The following is a 15,217-nucleotide window of genomic DNA, read 5'->3' on the forward strand; positions in this document are numbered from 1 at the left end:
ACGTCCGTCAACCGCCCCGAGCTTGGCTTCCTCGCCGATCTTCGCTAGGTTAGGCAAGGCTTACCTAAGGAGGCAAGGGATGGGTGACAGCCAGACCTGGACGGCCGCGCCTTCCGCGGCGGAACAGGCCCGTTCGGTGCTCGCCGCCTCGTGGTCCTGCGCGGTGACCGCCGAGGGCGGCCGCGAGGAGTTCGTCGGCGCCCACACCGTCGCCGAGGACGGACGGGTGACGCTGGACGTGCCCGAGGACAGCACCCTGGTCGCGGCCGCGATCTGCGCGCCCCGCGGCGAGCCGTCCGCCGTCCTGGAGTTCGCCGACGTGGCACCCGTCCCGGTGCGCAGCCGTATCCGCGCCCGGCTGTGGATCGCCGGCTGGTTCGTCCCCGGGGACGGGCGGCTGGAGTTCAAGGCCACGCGCCTGGTGCTGCGCCGGCCGTCCGGCGCGGTGGTCGTCGACCTCGACGAGTTCGCCGCCGCCGTGCCCGACCCGCTCGCCACCGCCGAGGCCCGGCTGCTCACCCACCTCGCCGACTGCCATCCCGACGCCGTCGAGCGCCTCACCCGGCTCGTCGACCCCGACAGCCTGCACGGCGCGGTCCGCGTCCAGCCCCTCGCCGTGGACCGGCACGGACTGACGTTGCGCATCGAGCGTGCCCGCACCCACGGCGACGTACGCCTGCCGTTCCACGCGCCCGCCGACGACGTGGCACGACTGACGGAGCGCATGCACGTCCTGCTGAACCAGGCGAGCGCCGCGACCTGTCCGCGGGCCCTACAGCGGCAGCGCACAGACGGCGACGGGTGAGGCGAACGGCTTTCCCGCGCTCCGCAGGCCACCGGTCGCGGTGTCCACGTGGAAGACGCTGACGGTGCCGGACCGCTGATTCGCCGCGAACAGCAGCTTTCCGTCCGGCGAGAAGGCGATCTGCCGCGGGAAGTCGCCGTCCACCGGCACGGTGTCGAGCAGCCGCAGCCGGGCGCCGCCCGCCTCCACCGCGTAGCGGGTGAGGCTGTTGTGGCCCCGGTTGGCGAGATAGGCGTACGAGCCGTTCGCGGTGACCAGCAGCTGCGCCGGGTAGTTCGTGCCCGAGCCGGTGCCCGTGGACTGTGCCGCGCCGACGGAGAGGCGGCCGGTCTTGCGGTCGTAGGCGCAGACCGCCACCGTGTTGTCGACCTCGTTGGCCAGATAGGCGTACCGGCCGCCGGGATGGAAAGTGAGGTGGCGCGGTCCGGCGCCCGCCCGGGTGCGCGCCCGCGAGACCTCCGTGAGCGCGCCGGTCCGTTCGTCGAGGCGGTAGCTGTAGACGGTGTCCGTGCCCAGGTCGACGGCGAGCACATGGCCGCCGTCGGGAGCGGTGAGGAACTGGTGGGCGTGCGGCCCCTCCTGGCCGGGTCCCGGCGCAGGACTGGAGTGCGTGACCACGTCCCTGCGCTCGCCGAGGGCCCCCGAGGAGTCGATCGGATGCACGGCCACGCTGCCGGAACCGTAGTTCGCGCTGAGCAGCCAGCGCCCGCCCGGATGCACCGACAGATGACACGGCCCCGCCCCGCCGGTGCTCCGGCTCCCCAGAACCTTGCGGTCGGACAGGCGTACGGCGGTCACGGCACCGGCGTCCTGCTCGGCGACCGCGTACAGGGTGCGGCCGTCGGGGTGCACGGCGAGGTACGACGGGTTGGTCGGGCCGGCGATCGTGCCGGTGCCCGTGATCCGGCCGCCGGCGGCGTCATAGGTGGCGAGCCCGATGCCGTCGCCGCCGCCCTCGACGGAGGTGTAGGTGCCGACGTAGAGACGGCGGGGGCCGGTCGGAGCCGGAGCGGACGGGGTGTTCGCCGGGCTCGGCGAGGCGGTCCCGGCGGAGCCGGGGGTCCGCGAGGCGGCGGGAGTCCGCGAGGGTGCCGACTCCGGCGACGAACCCGACGATGTCGAGCAGCCCACGAGTGCCGAGCCCGCTCCTGCCAGAGCGCCGACGAACCGGCGCCTGCTCCAGCCGCCGCTCGCACTGCCCATCCCTGCGCACCCCGGGTGATCGATGGTCTCGGACCTGGACAGCCACCTTCACCCGGATCACCCGGCCGACGCAAACCGGGCGCCGCCGCCCGCTACCAGTCGCCGTCCTCGACCGGCTTGCCCGGCGCGTCCCCCAGCGGCTTCACCTGCTGGGCCGTGGGCGGCTGCCACGGCTCGTGATCGTCCCCGAGCCAGTCGCCGACCGGCTTCACGCCCTCCAGCGCGTCCGTCGGGGCGAGATCCTCCGCGTCCTGGTCGTAGTAGTCGTACCAGGGCAGCCCCGCTCTGGTGTAGGCCGCGCGGTCCACGGGGGACGGCGGGGGAGCCTCGCCGGTGATGCGGCGCCACTCGGGCGGTGTCACCAGGTGCACGAAGACCCGCCCGGCCGGTGCGGACGCCCAGTCCGACAGCGGCCGGTCGTCCCGGTAGACCTCCTGGCGCATCGAGCCGCCGACACCGAGTCCCATGGCCGGAGCGCTGCGCGGCGCCGCCGCCGGAGCGGGGGGCGCGGCCATCGCCATGGGCATGGCCGCGCCGTAGCCCATGGCGGGCCCGGCGGCCGCCGAGCGCAGCCGCCGCTGCTCCTCCCGCCACTGCGCGAGCCGCTCCTCGACCAGCTCGAACGACTGCAGCTGTACGCCGCCCCAGACCTCCTCGCCCGTGACCTGCCCCTCGACGGTCGCGCCGAGCCCGAGCGGCACCGCGACGAACTGCCGGACCGTCCCCTTGCCGGAGTTGATGCCGTCCAGCCACGGCTGGCGGGGCAGCACCACGTAGTTCTGCGGGTCACGGGTGAGCCGGTCGCTCCAGGGCTTGCCGGAGACCGCGCACACCTTGCCCACGCCGACCTGGAGGGCGGCGGGCTCGGTGGTGGCGCCGAAGCTCAGCCACATCGCCTCCCGCAGATACACCGGCAGCATCACCCCGCCGCGCGCCCGCCACTGCTCCGGCACGGTGTCGGGGTAGTCGGAGACCCGGCGCACCGGGAACTCGCCGAGCCCCGGGGGCAGCGGGTGCGTGCCCGTCTCGGGCAGCCGCAGGGTGCGCACGAACCGCACCGCGGCACCGCCCGGCAGCCGCAGTGTGTTCCCGTCGATCCGCACGCTCGTGCCGGTCATCGGCCCGCCCCCTGAGTCCGCTGGATGTGCCTTCCTCACCTGGAACGACGGGAGAGCGCCGGTCGGTTCCCGCGCCACCGCTCCTGAAGGCGGGTCAGATGCGGCATCCGCTCGCGCTGCTCGCGCGAGGAGCGGTCCAGCTCCTCGAGGAGGCGGCGGGAGCGGTGCTCGGTGTCCAGCTCGTCGAGGATCCGGTTGACCTCGGTGAGCACCGCCCCGTGCAGCTGCCAGTGGCGGAAGTCCCGCTGGATCTCCTCCAGCAGGAGCTGGGCCAGCTTGTCCCGGGTCGCCGCGGCCTGGCGCAGCTCGGCGGTGAGCCGGGCCTCCGCGGACTCGGCGCTCACGCTGACGTGGGTGGTGACCAGGACCGCGAAGCTCACCACGGCGTCGCCGATCTCGGAGAGCAGCTGCTCGACGGTGCGGCCGGTCTCCGGTCCGAACAGCGGCTCGGGATCCTGCTCCGCGCCGAGCAGGTCGGGTTCCTCGCCGAAGGGGTCGCGCTCCTTCGCCAGGTCGGTGAGGGTGCGTGCGAGGACCCGCAGCACCACCGTGCAGATCTCCAGGGTGTCCAGGCCGGTGCGCAGCACCACCCGGTGCAGCAGGCCCTCCTTGACGCGGGGGTTCAGCTTGAGGCTGTCCTCGGCCTGGCGGAGGGCCGCGTCCACCTCGACGATGTCGTGGTCGAGCTCGCGGGCCTCGTACAGCCGGGCCGTCGCCAGCTCCACGGGCGGACGGCCCGCCGCCTCCTCGCCCATCCGCAGCATCAGCCTGCGCAGCCGGCGGGCCAGTCCCTCGATCGACTCGCCCGCCTCGTCGACCCACACCGGGGGAGCGAGCAGCAGATTGCAGGCGAGGCCGACGACCGCGCCGATCAGCGTCTCCACCACGCGCGCCCAGGCGGTGTCCCCGACGGTCGTCACCCCGAGGACCAGCATCGCGCTGATCGCCACCTCGGGCACGAACTCCTCGACCCGCACCAGCCGCCCCACCACCAGGGACGCCACGATCAGCAGGCCGAGGCTCCACCAGGTCAGACCGACCAGCAGACTGAAGGCGATGGCGACCAGCACTCCGGTCACGACCGAGTTCACCCGGCGGACACCGGTGGTGAGCGTGGAGTAGAGGGTGACCTGGACGACGAGCAGCGCGGTCAGGGGCGCGGTGAGCGGGGCGGCCTCGGGGCTGAGCCGGAGCGCGAGGACGTACGCGATCGTCGCCGCGGCCGCCGAGCGCAGTGTCTGCACGACCACGGGGTCCCGGCGCCGCTTCACGTACTCCATGAGGGGCGCCGTCCACTCACGTACAACTTGCATGCTCAGGTCTGTTCCCGTTTCACAGCAGCGTGCACACCTTCCACGCGGACCGGTACGGTCCGCGAGCTGCCCAGGGTGTTGGCTCGGGCCGTGCGCGGCAAGGGGTGGGACCAGTGACGGCGGACACCAGGCCGATTCGGGTGTTGCTCCGGCCGGGGTTCACCGGGTGGCGGCGGCCCGGCTCCGGGACCGGTAGCCGGCGATCTTCGCCAGATTGCCGCATCGTTCCATCGAGCACCAGCGGCGGCGGCGGGCCTGGGAGTCGTCGAGGAACAGCAGGGAGCAGTCCGGGTTCTCGCACTCCTTGACCCGCTCCAGGAGGGGACCCCGGACCAGGAGCACGGCGTCCCGGGCCACCGTCGCCAGAGCCGCGCGGGCGGGACTGCGGGCCGTCCAGCGGGCCGGGCCCAGCTGGGGCGCGAGGTCGGGCTGGGCGGCGGCCGCGTTGACGCGGGCCACGTCGGCCTCCTCCGGTTCCCGTCCGGTCATCGCGGCGCGGATCAGGCCGTACAGGGCCTCGCGCAGAAGACGGGCCTCCGCCAGGTCGCGCGCGGTGACCCGCACCGGATCCTCGCCGGTCGCCAGCTCGGCCTCGGTGAACCAGCGGGCGAGCGCCGCGGTGTCGGGGAGCCGTTCCAGCGGGGTGGCGTGCCGTTTGCCGAGGGTGGCCGCGAAGTCCAGGCAGGAGCGGCCGCCGATGAACGGGAACGCGAGGGCCGGGTCGGCGGGGGCGGGGCTGCCGGTCATGCCGTCGAGAGTACACCGGTTCATGCGGTGTCGGTTCGGGTCGCGCACCCACTTGACACCGGTTGAGGCAGTGTCGGAAGGTGACACCACTTCAACCGGTGTCAGCCATGCGAGTGGCCGGGTCAGAAAGCAGGTGCGGCATGCGTGCGGTGCGGATCGACAGGTTCGGCGGACCCGAGGTGCTGGTGCCGGTCGAGGTGCCCGACCCGGTGCCGGGCCCGGGAGAGGTGCTGATGCGGGTCGTCGCGGCCGGGGTGAACCGGGCGGACGCCCTGCTCCGCTCCGGCCGCTACCACCGGGCCGGACACCCGCCGCTGATCCCGGGCGCCGAGGCGGCGGGTGTCGTCGTCGAGGTGGGGGAGGGGGTGACCGGCTTCGCGCCCGGGCAGCGGGTCATGGCCCTGGACGGCGGCAAGTCGTCCGGCTTCTACGCCGAGTCGGCCACGGTCTCCGCCACCAACGTGGTGGGTCTCCCCGACGCGGTGGACCTCACCCGGGCCGCCGCCCTGCCGATCGCCTGGCTCAGCGCCTGGTACTGCCTGCGCCACCTCGCCCGTGTCACCAAGGACGACACCGTGGTGGTGAAGGCCGCGGCGAGCGGCGTCGGCACGGCGGCCGTGCAGATCGCCGCCGAGGCCGGGGCGAGGGTCCTCGCCCTCGCCGGTTCCACCGAAAAGGCCGCCTGGGCCGGGGAGTTCGGCGCCGACGCCACCGTCGACACGTCCGCCCACCCCGACGACGCCGAGGTCGAGGAGGTGCTGCGGCTCACCGACGGGCGGGGCGCCGACGTCGTCCTCGACACCGTCGGCGGACCGGCCTTCGGGCGCAGCCTGCGTGAAGTGGGCCACGGCGGCCGGGTCGTGGCCCTCGCCAACGTCGCCCTGGAACCGAGCACCGTCGACACCCGCGACTTCTATCCCAAGAACGCCTCCATCCTCGGCTTCCAGCTCACCAACCTCCAGATCCACGGCTACGACCCGCGCCCCGACCTGCGAGAACTGGCCGAGCGGGTCGCCGCAGGCGGCTATCGCGTGCCGATCGAGACCGTCGTACCCCTGCACGAGGCGCGGGCCGCCCACGAGCGGCTGGAGCGGCGGGACAACCGCGGCAAGATCGTCCTCGCCGTCACTCCGGAATGAGCAAAACGAGGTGCGGCCTCCCTCCTCTCCGGGTGATCATCCGGTAGGTCGTCGGAGAGGTGAGTCAGTGAGTCCCGTCGGATCGGCCCGGGCACGGGCGGCGTTGAGGCATGTGGCGGCCGTGTCCGAGGGGCCGGCCGTCGCCCCGGACGTGCGCATCACGCTGAACTTCCACCCGGACCGCGTGGCGCGCGGCCTGCCTCTCCTGGAGGCGCTGGCCCAGGACGGCGCCTACCACTCGCAGTTCGTCACCGGCACGAGCAACGGTGGGCTGACCGCCCACCCCGGCGGCGACCGGTGGCGCTGGGAGAGCCGGATCTTCGGCGGCGCCTACGACGACGCGGACGCCCACGACCGGCCCGTGTACGGCGCGCTGAACTTCCGCCGTCAAGTGGTCGGCGCCGCACCGCGGTTCGGCTCCTCGCACTTCCGGCTGACCGGTGAGCCCCTGGCCCGCGCCACCTTCTGCTACCCCGACAGCGCCGCCGAGCCGGTCCACTTCGGGGTCGCCGCGGGCATGTCCCTGATCGCTCTCGCGGAGGCGGACGAGCAGGACGCCCTCAACGACTACATCGAGGCCCAGGTGCACGGCGGCGTGGACCTGGCCCGCGACGTGGAGGCTCTCGTCCTGGACGCGAGCTACCGGAACACCCCCGTCGAGGCGGCGGCCCGCCTGCTGCCCGTCCCCGTCGAGTGGCATCCCGGCTACCGGATCACCGTCGCCGAACTGCGCCGCCACGCCGACTACCGCGGACCGGAGTACGCCGAACTGGGCGCGAGCATCGCCGAGGACGGACTGGTCGACCCGCGCATCATCGGCGACGCGGCCAGGACGGGCCGGTACGAACTCCAGGCCCTGAAGATGGTGTGGCACACGCTGGCGCGGTTCGGGGCGCCCCAGGGAATGGCTCAGGCGGAGGCGGCTTCGGGAGGCCAGACGCCGGTGGCCAGCACCCCGAGCGCGTAGGCCCGCGCGACCAGTTCCGTACGGGTCCCCGCGCCCCACCGCGCCGACAGCCGCCGCAGGTGGTAGGTGACCCCGTCCGTGGTCAGGCCTATCTCCCGGGCGGCGTGCGCGGTGGTGGCGCCGCCCGCGAGCAGCGCCAGGATGCGGGCCTCCACCGGCGAGACCCGCACGGGCTCGGCGGGGGAGCGGTCGCGCTCGCCCCCGACCCGGAGCATCACCAGCAGCGCCGGGGTCGCCTCGACCGTGTCGCTCACCGGGTCCGCCGTCAGCTCCCCGAACCGCTCCGCGCCTCCCGGCGCCCGCCAGCACACCGACACCTGATAGCGCGAACGGTGCCGCAGCCGCAGCGCCTCGGCGATCCGCTCCACCTGCGTGGCCTCCTGCGGGCGGAACAACTCCAGCACGTCCCTGCCGCGCAGCCGCCCCGGCGCCGTACCGCACTCCGCGGCCATCGCCGGATTCGCCAGCAGGACGGCACCGTACACATCGCACACCGCGACCGGCACCGAGACCCGGTCGAAGAGCGTCAGGGCACGGTTGCGCCAGACCACCGCCTCCGGATCGGACCGCTCCACCAGCACCTCCAGCCGCCGCGCGCAAGCGCCGCGCACCTGCGTGCACTACACAATCATGTAGTGCGGGCGGCCGGGCGGCCGGGGCCCGTGGATCACGCTGGATCGCAGTACTCCCCGTACCGCGAAAGGCAGTTGCCGCGCCATGCCCCCCACCGCGCAGACCACCCCCACCGGCGTCCCCGTCGTCGACATCTCGGCCACCGGTCCCGGCCGCACCCCGCTCCAGCAGGTCATGGGACTGATGCGCGAGCACGGCCCGCTGCTCGTGCGGCGGCTCCACGGCCGGGACGTCACCTTCGTCGCCGATCTCGACCTGGTCACCGAACTCGCCGACGAGTCCCGGTTCACCAAGGCGATCGGGCCCGCGCTGGAGAACGTCCGGGAGTTCGCCGCCGACGGACTGTTCACCGCGTACAACGACGAACCGAACTGGACCAAGGCCCACGACATCCTGATGCCCGCCTTCGCACTGGGCTCGATGCGCGCCTACCACCCGGTGATGCTGCGCGTGGCCCGGCGGCTGATCGGCTCCTGGGACCGGGCCGCCCGCACCGGCCGGCCGGTGGACGTCGCCGACGACATGACCCGGATGACCCTCGACACCATCGGACTCGCCGGATTCGGCTACGACTTCGGCTCCTTCGAGCGCGACGAGCCCCACCCCTTCGTCGAGTCGATGGTGCGCTGCCTGGAGTGGGCCATGACCCGCCTCGCCCGCACCCCGGACGGCGACTACACGGCCGACGACCAGGCCTTCCGCGCGAACGCCGACCACCTGGCGCAGGTCGTTGACGAGGTGATCAGCGCCCGCGTCGCATCCGGCGAGAGCGGCTCCGACGACCTCCTCGGGCTCATGCTCACCGCCACGCACCCCGCCGACGGCACCACGCTCGACACCACCAACATCCGCAACCAGGTGATCACCTTCCTGATCGCCGGTCACGAGACCACCTCCGGTGCGATGTCCTTCGCGATGTACTACCTGGCCAAGCACCCGGCCGTGCTCGACCTGGTACGGCGCGAGGTCGACGAGCTGTGGGGCGACACCGCCGACCCGGAGCCGACCTTCGACGAGGTCGGGCGGCTCACCTATACCCGCCAGGTCCTCAACGAGGCGCTCCGGCTCTGGCCGACCGCCGCCGCCTTCACCAGGCAGGCCCGTGAGGACACCCTGCTCGGCGGACGCCTCCCGGTGCGCGCCGGACAGTCCCTCACGGTCGTCGCGCCGATGCTGCACCGGCAGCCCGTGTGGGGCGACAACCCCGAGCTGTTCGACCCCTCCCGCTTCACGCCCCAGGCGGAGGCCGCCCGCTCCCCGCACGCCTTCAAGCCCTTCGGCACCGGCGAACGCGCCTGCATCGGACGGCAGTTCGCCCTCCACGAGGCGACCATGCTGCTCGCGCTCCTCGTCCACCGCTACCGCCTGCACGACCACGCCGACTACCGCCTCACGGTGAAGGAGGCGCTCACCCTCAAGCCCGACGGCTTCACCCTCGAGCTCACCTCACGCACTCCGGCCGACCGCACCCACCCCCTCCTGCCGGGCGCGGTGCCGCGGACCGCGCCGGCCGGGACCGCCACCGGCGCGCTGCCCGCCCGAGTGCTGCCCGGCACCCGCGCCCTGTTCCTGCACGGCAGCAACTACGGCACCTGCCGCGACTTCGCCGGCCAACTCGCCGACGAGGCAGCAGACCTGGGCTGCGACACCGAGGTCGCGCCCCTGGACGCGTACGCGCAAGGGCTCCCCGACGACCGCCCGGTCGTCATCACCGCCGCCTCCTACAACGGCCAACCCACCGACGACGCCCGCGAGTTCGCGCACTGGCTGGAGGGCGCCCACGACCTGACGGGCGTTTCGTACACCGTTCTCGGCGTCGGCGACCGCAACTGGGCCGCCACCTACCAGCACTTCCCGACCCGCATCGACGACCGGCTCGCCGCACTGGGCGCCACCCGCCTGCTGCGCCGCGCCGCCGGTGACGCCTCCGGCGACCTGACCGGCACGGTCCGCGCCTTCACCGCCGACCTGCGGACCCGGCTCCTGGAGACCTACGGCGACCCGGAGGGGGTCACCGGAGCGACCGGGGTCACCGCGTCCGGGGCCACTGCGTCCGGGGCCACTGCGTCCGGGGTCACCGCGTCCGGGGTCACTGCGTCCGGGGTCACTGCGTCCGGGGTCACCGCGTCCGAGACCGGCGCGTCCGGGGCCACCGCGTCCGAGACCGGCGCGTCCGAGACCGGCGCGGACTACGAGGTCCGCACCCTCACCGGCGGTCCTCTCGACGCCCTCGCCGAGCGCCACGGCCTGGTCCCGATGACCGTCACCGAGGCTTACGACCTCACCGCCCCCGGCCACCCCCGCCTCAAGCGGTTCGTACGGCTCGCCCTGCCCGAGGGCGTCACCTACCGCACCGCCGACCACGTCACCGTGCTCCCGGTCAACGACAAGGCGCTCGTCGAGCGGGCCGCCGACGCGTTCGGCGTCGACCTGGACGCCCTGCTGGACATCCGCGCGACCCGCCCGCGCCGTGCCGGACTCGCCGTCGACCGCCCTCTCACCGTGCGCCAACTCCTCACCCACCACGTCGAGTTGCGACAGTGCCCGAGCGCCGACCAGCTCACCGCGCTGGCCGCCGCCAACCCCTGCCCGCCGGAACGGCACCGGCTGGCGGCCCTCACCGAAGACCCGCGCACCCTCGTCGAACTCTTCGAGGCCCACCCCGCCCTGCGCGGCGCCCTCGACTGGCCGGCCCTGCTCGGCCTCCTGACCCCGCTGCGCCCCCGCCACTACTCGGTGTCCTCGTCACCCCGGACGGACCCCGGGCACATCGACCTCATGGTCTCCCTCCTGGAGGCACCCGCCCGGTCCGGCAACGGCACCCACCGGGGCGTCGGCTCCGGGCACCTCACCGACGTCCAGCCCGGCGACACCGTCCTGGCCCGGATCCAGCCCTGCCGGGAGGCCTTCCGCGTCGACCACTCCCACCCGGTCGTGATGATCTCGGCGGGCACGGGCCTCGCACCTTTCCGCGGTGCGATCGCCGACCGCGTCGCCGCCCTGGGCCGGGGCGAGGAACTCCCGCCCGCCCTCTGCTACTTCGGCTGCGACGCCCCGGACGCCGACTTCCTGCACGCCGACGAACTGCGCTCCGCCGAAGCGGTGGGAGCCGTGTGCCTGCGACCCGCCTTCAGCCGGGTGCCGGGCAGCGGCTTCGTGCAGCACCGCGTCGCCGCCGAGGCGGACGAGGTCTGGGCACTCCTCCGGGCGGGTGCCCGGGTGTACGTCTGCGGAGACGGATCACGAATGGCTCCCGGCGTGCGGGACGCGTTCCGTACCCTGTTCCAAGAACACACGCCCGACGCGGACGAGCAGGCCGCCGAGCGGTGGCTCGACGGGCTGGTGCGGGACGGACGTTACATCGAGGACGTGTACGCCGCGGGGTGACGGAAGGGGCGGGACCTTGGTGGACTCCTGGGAATGGGCTCGGCAGGTGCTGGAGGAGGCGGGCCTCGACCCCGACCGGCTCGCCGCGGTCCGGCCCCTGAGCGGCGGCACCTACAACACCGTCGAGGAGTTCCTTCTCGCCGACGGCACCCGGTACGTGGTCAAGGTCCCGCCCGCGCCCACCGTGCCCGGCCTCGGATACGAGCGCGGACTCCTCGTGGCCGAGGCGGAGTTCTACCGCAGGGCCGCCGAGGCCGAGGTCGCCGCACCGCACGTGGTGGCCCTCGGGGCCGGCGTCCTCGTACCGCATCTGCTGATGACGGCCTGCCCCGGCGAGCCCTGGGACGAGTCGGTCACCGCATCCGAACGTCCCGCGCTGCGCCGCGAGTTGGGCCGTCAGGTGGCCCGGCTGCACACGGTGACCGGACCGGGCTTCGGCTACCCCTCCCGCGCCCTCGGCCCGCTCGCCCCCGACTGGCGGACCGCGTTCACCACCATGATCGAGGCGATCCTCGACGACGCCCGGGACTACGCCGCGCGGCTGCCCCGGTCCGTCGAGCAGGTGGAGGCCACGATCCGGACCGGGTTCCCCGCCCTCGACGAGGTCACCGTCCCCGCGCTGGTCCACTTCGACCTGTGGGACGGGAACATCCTCGTCGACCGCCCGGCAGGCGGGGAGCCGCGCATCGGCGGGCTCATCGACGGGGAACGCATGTTCTGGGGCGATCCCCTCGCCGACTTCGTCTCCCTGGCGCTGCTCGGGGACATCAGGACGGACGAGGCGTTCCTCGCGGGCTACCGGGAGGCGGGCGGCCGGGCCGAGTTCGACGTCCCGGCCCGGGTACGCCTGGCCCTCTACCGCGCCTACCTCTACCTGATCATGCTCACGGAGACGGTCCCACGGGCCGTCGACGAGGAGAAGGAACGCTGGGTCCAGTCGGCGGTGGCACCGGAACTCGTCGCAGCCCTGGACGAGATCGAAGCCCTCGCACGGGTCACGGGAGCCTGAACAGCCTTGAACGGACGCACCGTACGCGACCTCAGACGCGCCAACCGCACGGCCGTACTGCAGCGCCTCTACTTCGACGGACCCCTCAGCCGCTTCGAACTCGGCCCCGCCACCGGGCTCAGCTCCGGCTCGGTCAGCAACGTCGTCGCCGACCTGGTGGCCGACGGACTGCTGGAGGAGGCCGGGAGCGTCGAGTCCGACGGCGGACGCCCCCGCACCCTGCTGCGGGTGGCACCCGGCAGCGGCCACATGATCGGCGTCGACGTCGGGGAGACCCGGGTGCGCGTCGAGCTGTTCGACCTGACCCTCACCGAACTCGCCCGCACCGAAAGGCCGTTGACCCAGCAGAGCTACGACGTCGAGGTCGTCGTCGGGCACATCCGCGACGGGCTCGCCGAGGTCCTCGCCGACACCGGGACCGATCCGAAGACACTGCTCGGCGTCGGCATCGGAGTGCCCGGCATCGTCGCGCACACCCCCGAGAGCGGGGCCGTCGTGCACGGACAGACCATCGGCTGGGACGCCGTCCCGCTGGAGGCACTGCTGCGCACCGGCTCCGCGCTGCCCGGCGACGTCCGGTACTTCATCGACAACGGCGCCAAGACCCTCGGCCAGGCCGAGATGTGGTTCGGCGGCGGCCGCGGTGCCCGCAGCGCCGTCGTGGTCCTCTTCGGCTCCGGCGTCGGAGCCTGTCTGGTGACGCCCGAGGTGGAGCACGGGCGTGCGGTCGAGTGGGGGCATCTGACCGTACGGGTCGGAGGGCGCCGCTGCCGCTGCGGTGCCCTCGGCTGCCTGGAGGCCTACGCGGGTGCGGAGTCGTTGCTGGAACGCTGGCGGGAGGCGGGCGGCCGGCCTGCCGAGGGGGTGGACGAGGAGAGCGCGCTGACGGCCATGCTCGCCGCCGCCTGGCCGCCGGAGGGCGAGGAGGCCGACCCGGTGGCCCTCGCCGTCCTCGACGAGACCGCCGAATACCTGGGCGCCGGCCTGTCCGACCTGATCAACCTCTTCCAGCCCGAACGCATCCTCGTCGGCGGCTGGGCCGGCCTCCAGCTCGGGGAACGGTTCCTGCCCGCCGTACGGCGCCACGCGACGGAGTACGCACTGCGGTACCCGGCCGGGAAGGTCACCGTCGACCTCGGGCGTCTCGGACCCGACGCGGTCACCGTCGGCGCCGCCATCCTCCCGCTCGCCGACTTCTTCGCCCGCGGCGGCCGGCGCCCCGAACCCGCGCCCGGGGGCCCGGCACCGGCCTGGCGGACCGCCCTGGAGGACCGCGCCCCGCACTGACGTTTCGCCGACCTGCGCGGAGGTACTCGCGCTTGCGCCGTCAACGTGCAGGAGGAAGTCGTGGACCACCGCAACGAGGGACCGGGCGAGAACGGGGACCCCGTACCGCGCGATCTGCCGGACCAGCAGGCGGGCGAGGGCGACGACCCCTGGGAGGTCGCCACCGTCCCCGACGAGGACCCCGGCACCGACCAGCCCGACGACGTCCCCGACACCGACGAGGCGGGCACCGGCCGACAGGGAGCACCGCGCTCGGACACCGTCCACCCCGAACACCCGGGAGCCGAGGAAACCTCCGGCTGACCTCGCCGACCAGGACGGCCCGGCAGGGCTTGCCGCCTCCGCCCAGCGGGGCACGGCGAATCTCGCCCGGCCCTCCGATCCGGGGCGCCCCGCGGAACTCGGCGCCCTGGAGACGGCCGGCGCCCCGCGGAGCTCGGCGCCCTGGAGACGGCCGGGTGGCCCTTGATCCCCGCGCCCTGCTCCTGGTGCCCGGCCCCGTTCGCCTCGACAGGCGTCGGGCGGCCCCCGGGCACCTCGATCGATCCCGCCCCTCAGCCCACCTTGCGGCCCTTCATCGGTTCCGTCCGTGCCCCCGCGCCCTGCTGCATTCCGTGCAGGAACTCCTCCAGGACCTCGGTCGCCGTGTGCTCCGGGTGCCAGCCGAGTTCGGTGCGGGCGCGTGTGCAGTCCATGAGCGGCATGCGCAGGACCGCGTCGAACAGGTGCGGGGACGCGGGCAGCAGGTGCAGGCCCCACGCGGCCGCGATCGCCGAGCGGGCCGCGGTGCGCGGGAGCCTTACGGGACGGGCGTCGAGCATCCCGGCCAGCAGCTCCGCGTCGACCGGCGGCTCGCCCGCCAGGTTGAAGGCGCCCCGCACGTCCGAGCGCACCGCGAGCCGATAGGCCTGCGCCGCGTCGTCGGTGTGCAGTGCCTGGACCCGCAGCCCGGGGATGTCGGGCAGGAAGGGCAGCAGTTCGGGCCGCGCCAGCTGTCCCGGCAGGAACCGGCCACCGAAGATGCGGCGCTGCTCGCTCGCCGACTCCCGCTTGAAGAGGAACGCCGGACGCATCCGTACGACCCGCACGGCGGGATGGTCGCGCTCGAAGGTGTCCAGGGCACGCTCCAGATACGCCTTCTCCCGGCAGTACGCCGCGTCCGGCCAGCCGTGCGTCGGCCACGACTCGTCCACCGCGTGCTCCTTCGGACCAGGGGAGTAGGCGCCCACGGACGACGCGTGCACCAACGTCGGCACCTTGGCCGCCGCCACCGCCTCGAACACCCGGATCGAACCCAGCACGTTGGTGCGCCAGGTGGTCGCTGGGTCGTGCGTCGGCTGGAACGCCCACGCCAGATGCACCACCGCGTCCGCGCCCGCGAACTCCTCGGTCAGATCCGTCTGCGCGGACGCGAGATCGACCGCGGACCATTCCGTCCGGGCGGGCGACCAGTCCGGGATCCGCCTGGCCAGGCCCCGTACGGAGCCCACCTCCGGGTCCTCCGAGAGAAGGCGCACCACGCTGGTTCCCACGTTGCCGGTGGCGCCCGTGACCACGATCCTGCTGCCGTTCGAAGTGCTCACCTTCGACTCCTTCGGGCCGCTGGGGC

General features: G+C 73.8%; 13 protein-coding genes. 7 read left to right on the plus strand and 6 right to left on the minus strand.

The genetic code is table 11. From position 1 onward, the window contains the following. Positions 1-79 precede the first annotated feature (79 nt). Positions 80-805 carry a DUF2470 domain-containing protein gene (locus tag IOD14_RS16930; RefSeq protein ID WP_212670670.1) on the plus strand — a complete coding sequence of 242 codons (726 nt, stop codon included), beginning with the start codon at positions 80-82 and terminating at the stop codon, positions 803-805. On the opposite strand, the gene IOD14_RS16935 is transcribed toward IOD14_RS16930, so the two are convergent. The 4 genes from IOD14_RS16935 to IOD14_RS16950 all read right to left on the minus strand — a co-directional run bounded on the left by IOD14_RS16935 (position 773) and on the right by IOD14_RS16950 (position 5,186). Beyond that, positions 773-2,008, minus strand: coding sequence for a lactonase family protein (locus IOD14_RS16935; protein ID WP_212670671.1), 1,236 nt, complete (start codon positions 2,006-2,008; stop codon positions 773-775). The genes IOD14_RS16930 and IOD14_RS16935 overlap by 33 nt on opposite strands. A gap of 92 nt (positions 2,009-2,100) precedes the next feature. After that, positions 2,101-3,126 carry a hypothetical protein gene (locus tag IOD14_RS16940; protein WP_123993634.1) on the minus strand — a complete coding sequence of 342 codons (1,026 nt, stop codon included), beginning with the start codon at positions 3,124-3,126 and terminating at the stop codon, positions 2,101-2,103. A gap of 35 nt (positions 3,127-3,161) precedes the next feature. After that, complete coding sequence (locus IOD14_RS16945) at positions 3,162-4,439, minus strand: aromatic acid exporter family protein (RefSeq protein WP_123993633.1); 1,278 nt, start codon at positions 4,437-4,439, stop codon at positions 3,162-3,164. Positions 4,440-4,598: 159 nt separating this feature from the next. Beyond that, positions 4,599-5,186, minus strand: coding sequence for an ABATE domain-containing protein (locus tag IOD14_RS16950; protein ID WP_212670672.1), 588 nt, complete (start codon positions 5,184-5,186; stop codon positions 4,599-4,601). Between the two features lie 140 nt (positions 5,187-5,326). Here IOD14_RS16950 and IOD14_RS16955 point away from each other — a divergent pair, with 140 nt between their 5' ends. Together IOD14_RS16955 and IOD14_RS16960 are read left to right on the plus strand one after the other, a co-directional pair. Next, the gene (locus IOD14_RS16955; protein WP_212670673.1) at positions 5,327-6,325 is read left to right on the plus strand and encodes a zinc-binding dehydrogenase; all 999 of its coding nucleotides are present in this window, start codon (positions 5,327-5,329) and stop codon (positions 6,323-6,325) included. 67 nt (positions 6,326-6,392) lie between these two features. Then, positions 6,393-7,292, plus strand: coding sequence for a DUF3626 domain-containing protein (locus IOD14_RS16960; protein WP_249125933.1), 900 nt, complete (start codon positions 6,393-6,395; stop codon positions 7,290-7,292). Here IOD14_RS16960 and IOD14_RS16965 read toward each other — a convergent pair. Then, entirely contained in the window at positions 7,235-7,867 is a 633-nt protein-coding gene (locus IOD14_RS16965; protein WP_212670674.1) for a PAS domain S-box protein, read from the minus strand. The two genes, IOD14_RS16960 and IOD14_RS16965, sit on opposite strands and share 58 nt — an antisense overlap. A 142-nt stretch (positions 7,868-8,009) precedes the next feature. Here IOD14_RS16965 and IOD14_RS16970 point away from each other — a divergent pair, with 142 nt between their 5' ends. The 4 genes from IOD14_RS16970 to IOD14_RS16985 are packed head-to-tail and all read left to right on the plus strand — an operon-like array spanning position 8,010 to position 13,911. After that, on the plus strand, positions 8,010-11,312 hold the full coding sequence (locus IOD14_RS16970; protein ID WP_212670675.1) for a cytochrome P450: 3,303 nt from the start codon (positions 8,010-8,012) through the stop codon (positions 11,310-11,312). A gap of 16 nt (positions 11,313-11,328) precedes the next feature. Then, positions 11,329-12,321: an aminoglycoside phosphotransferase family protein gene (locus tag IOD14_RS16975; protein WP_174269371.1), complete on the plus strand. Its 993-nt coding sequence runs from the start codon at positions 11,329-11,331 to the stop codon at positions 12,319-12,321. Between the two features lie 6 nt (positions 12,322-12,327). After that, positions 12,328-13,608: an ROK family protein gene (locus IOD14_RS16980; RefSeq protein ID WP_123993626.1), complete on the plus strand. Its 1,281-nt coding sequence runs from the start codon at positions 12,328-12,330 to the stop codon at positions 13,606-13,608. A 60-nt stretch (positions 13,609-13,668) separates the two neighbouring features. After that, positions 13,669-13,911, plus strand: coding sequence for a hypothetical protein (locus tag IOD14_RS16985; protein WP_123993625.1), 243 nt, complete (start codon positions 13,669-13,671; stop codon positions 13,909-13,911). 251 nt (positions 13,912-14,162) lie between these two features. On the opposite strand, the gene IOD14_RS16990 is transcribed toward IOD14_RS16985, so the two are convergent. Next, positions 14,163-15,191, minus strand: a complete 1,029-nt coding sequence (locus IOD14_RS16990; RefSeq protein WP_212670676.1) for an SDR family oxidoreductase — start codon at positions 15,189-15,191, stop codon at positions 14,163-14,165. Positions 15,192-15,217: the final 26 nt, after the last annotated feature.

This window comes from Streptomyces sp. A2-16 (assembly GCF_018128905.1).
In the GTDB taxonomy this organism is placed as follows: domain Bacteria; phylum Actinomycetota; class Actinomycetes; order Streptomycetales; family Streptomycetaceae; genus Streptomyces.

Coding starts and splice junctions, on each gene's coding strand:
- IOD14_RS16930 (WP_212670670.1), top strand. CDS start 80: ATGGGTGACAGCCAGACCTGGACGGCCGCGCCTTCCGCGGCGGAACAG.
- IOD14_RS16935 (WP_212670671.1), bottom strand. CDS start 2,008: ATGGGCAGTGCGAGCGGCGGCTGGAGCAGGCGCCGGTTCGTCGGCGCT.
- IOD14_RS16940 (WP_123993634.1), bottom strand. CDS start 3,126: ATGACCGGCACGAGCGTGCGGATCGACGGGAACACACTGCGGCTGCCG.
- IOD14_RS16945 (WP_123993633.1), bottom strand. CDS start 4,439: ATGCAAGTTGTACGTGAGTGGACGGCGCCCCTCATGGAGTACGTGAAG.
- IOD14_RS16950 (WP_212670672.1), bottom strand. CDS start 5,186: ATGACCGGCAGCCCCGCCCCCGCCGACCCGGCCCTCGCGTTCCCGTTC.
- IOD14_RS16955 (WP_212670673.1), top strand. CDS start 5,327: ATGCGTGCGGTGCGGATCGACAGGTTCGGCGGACCCGAGGTGCTGGTG.
- IOD14_RS16970 (WP_212670675.1), top strand. CDS start 8,010: ATGCCCCCCACCGCGCAGACCACCCCCACCGGCGTCCCCGTCGTCGAC.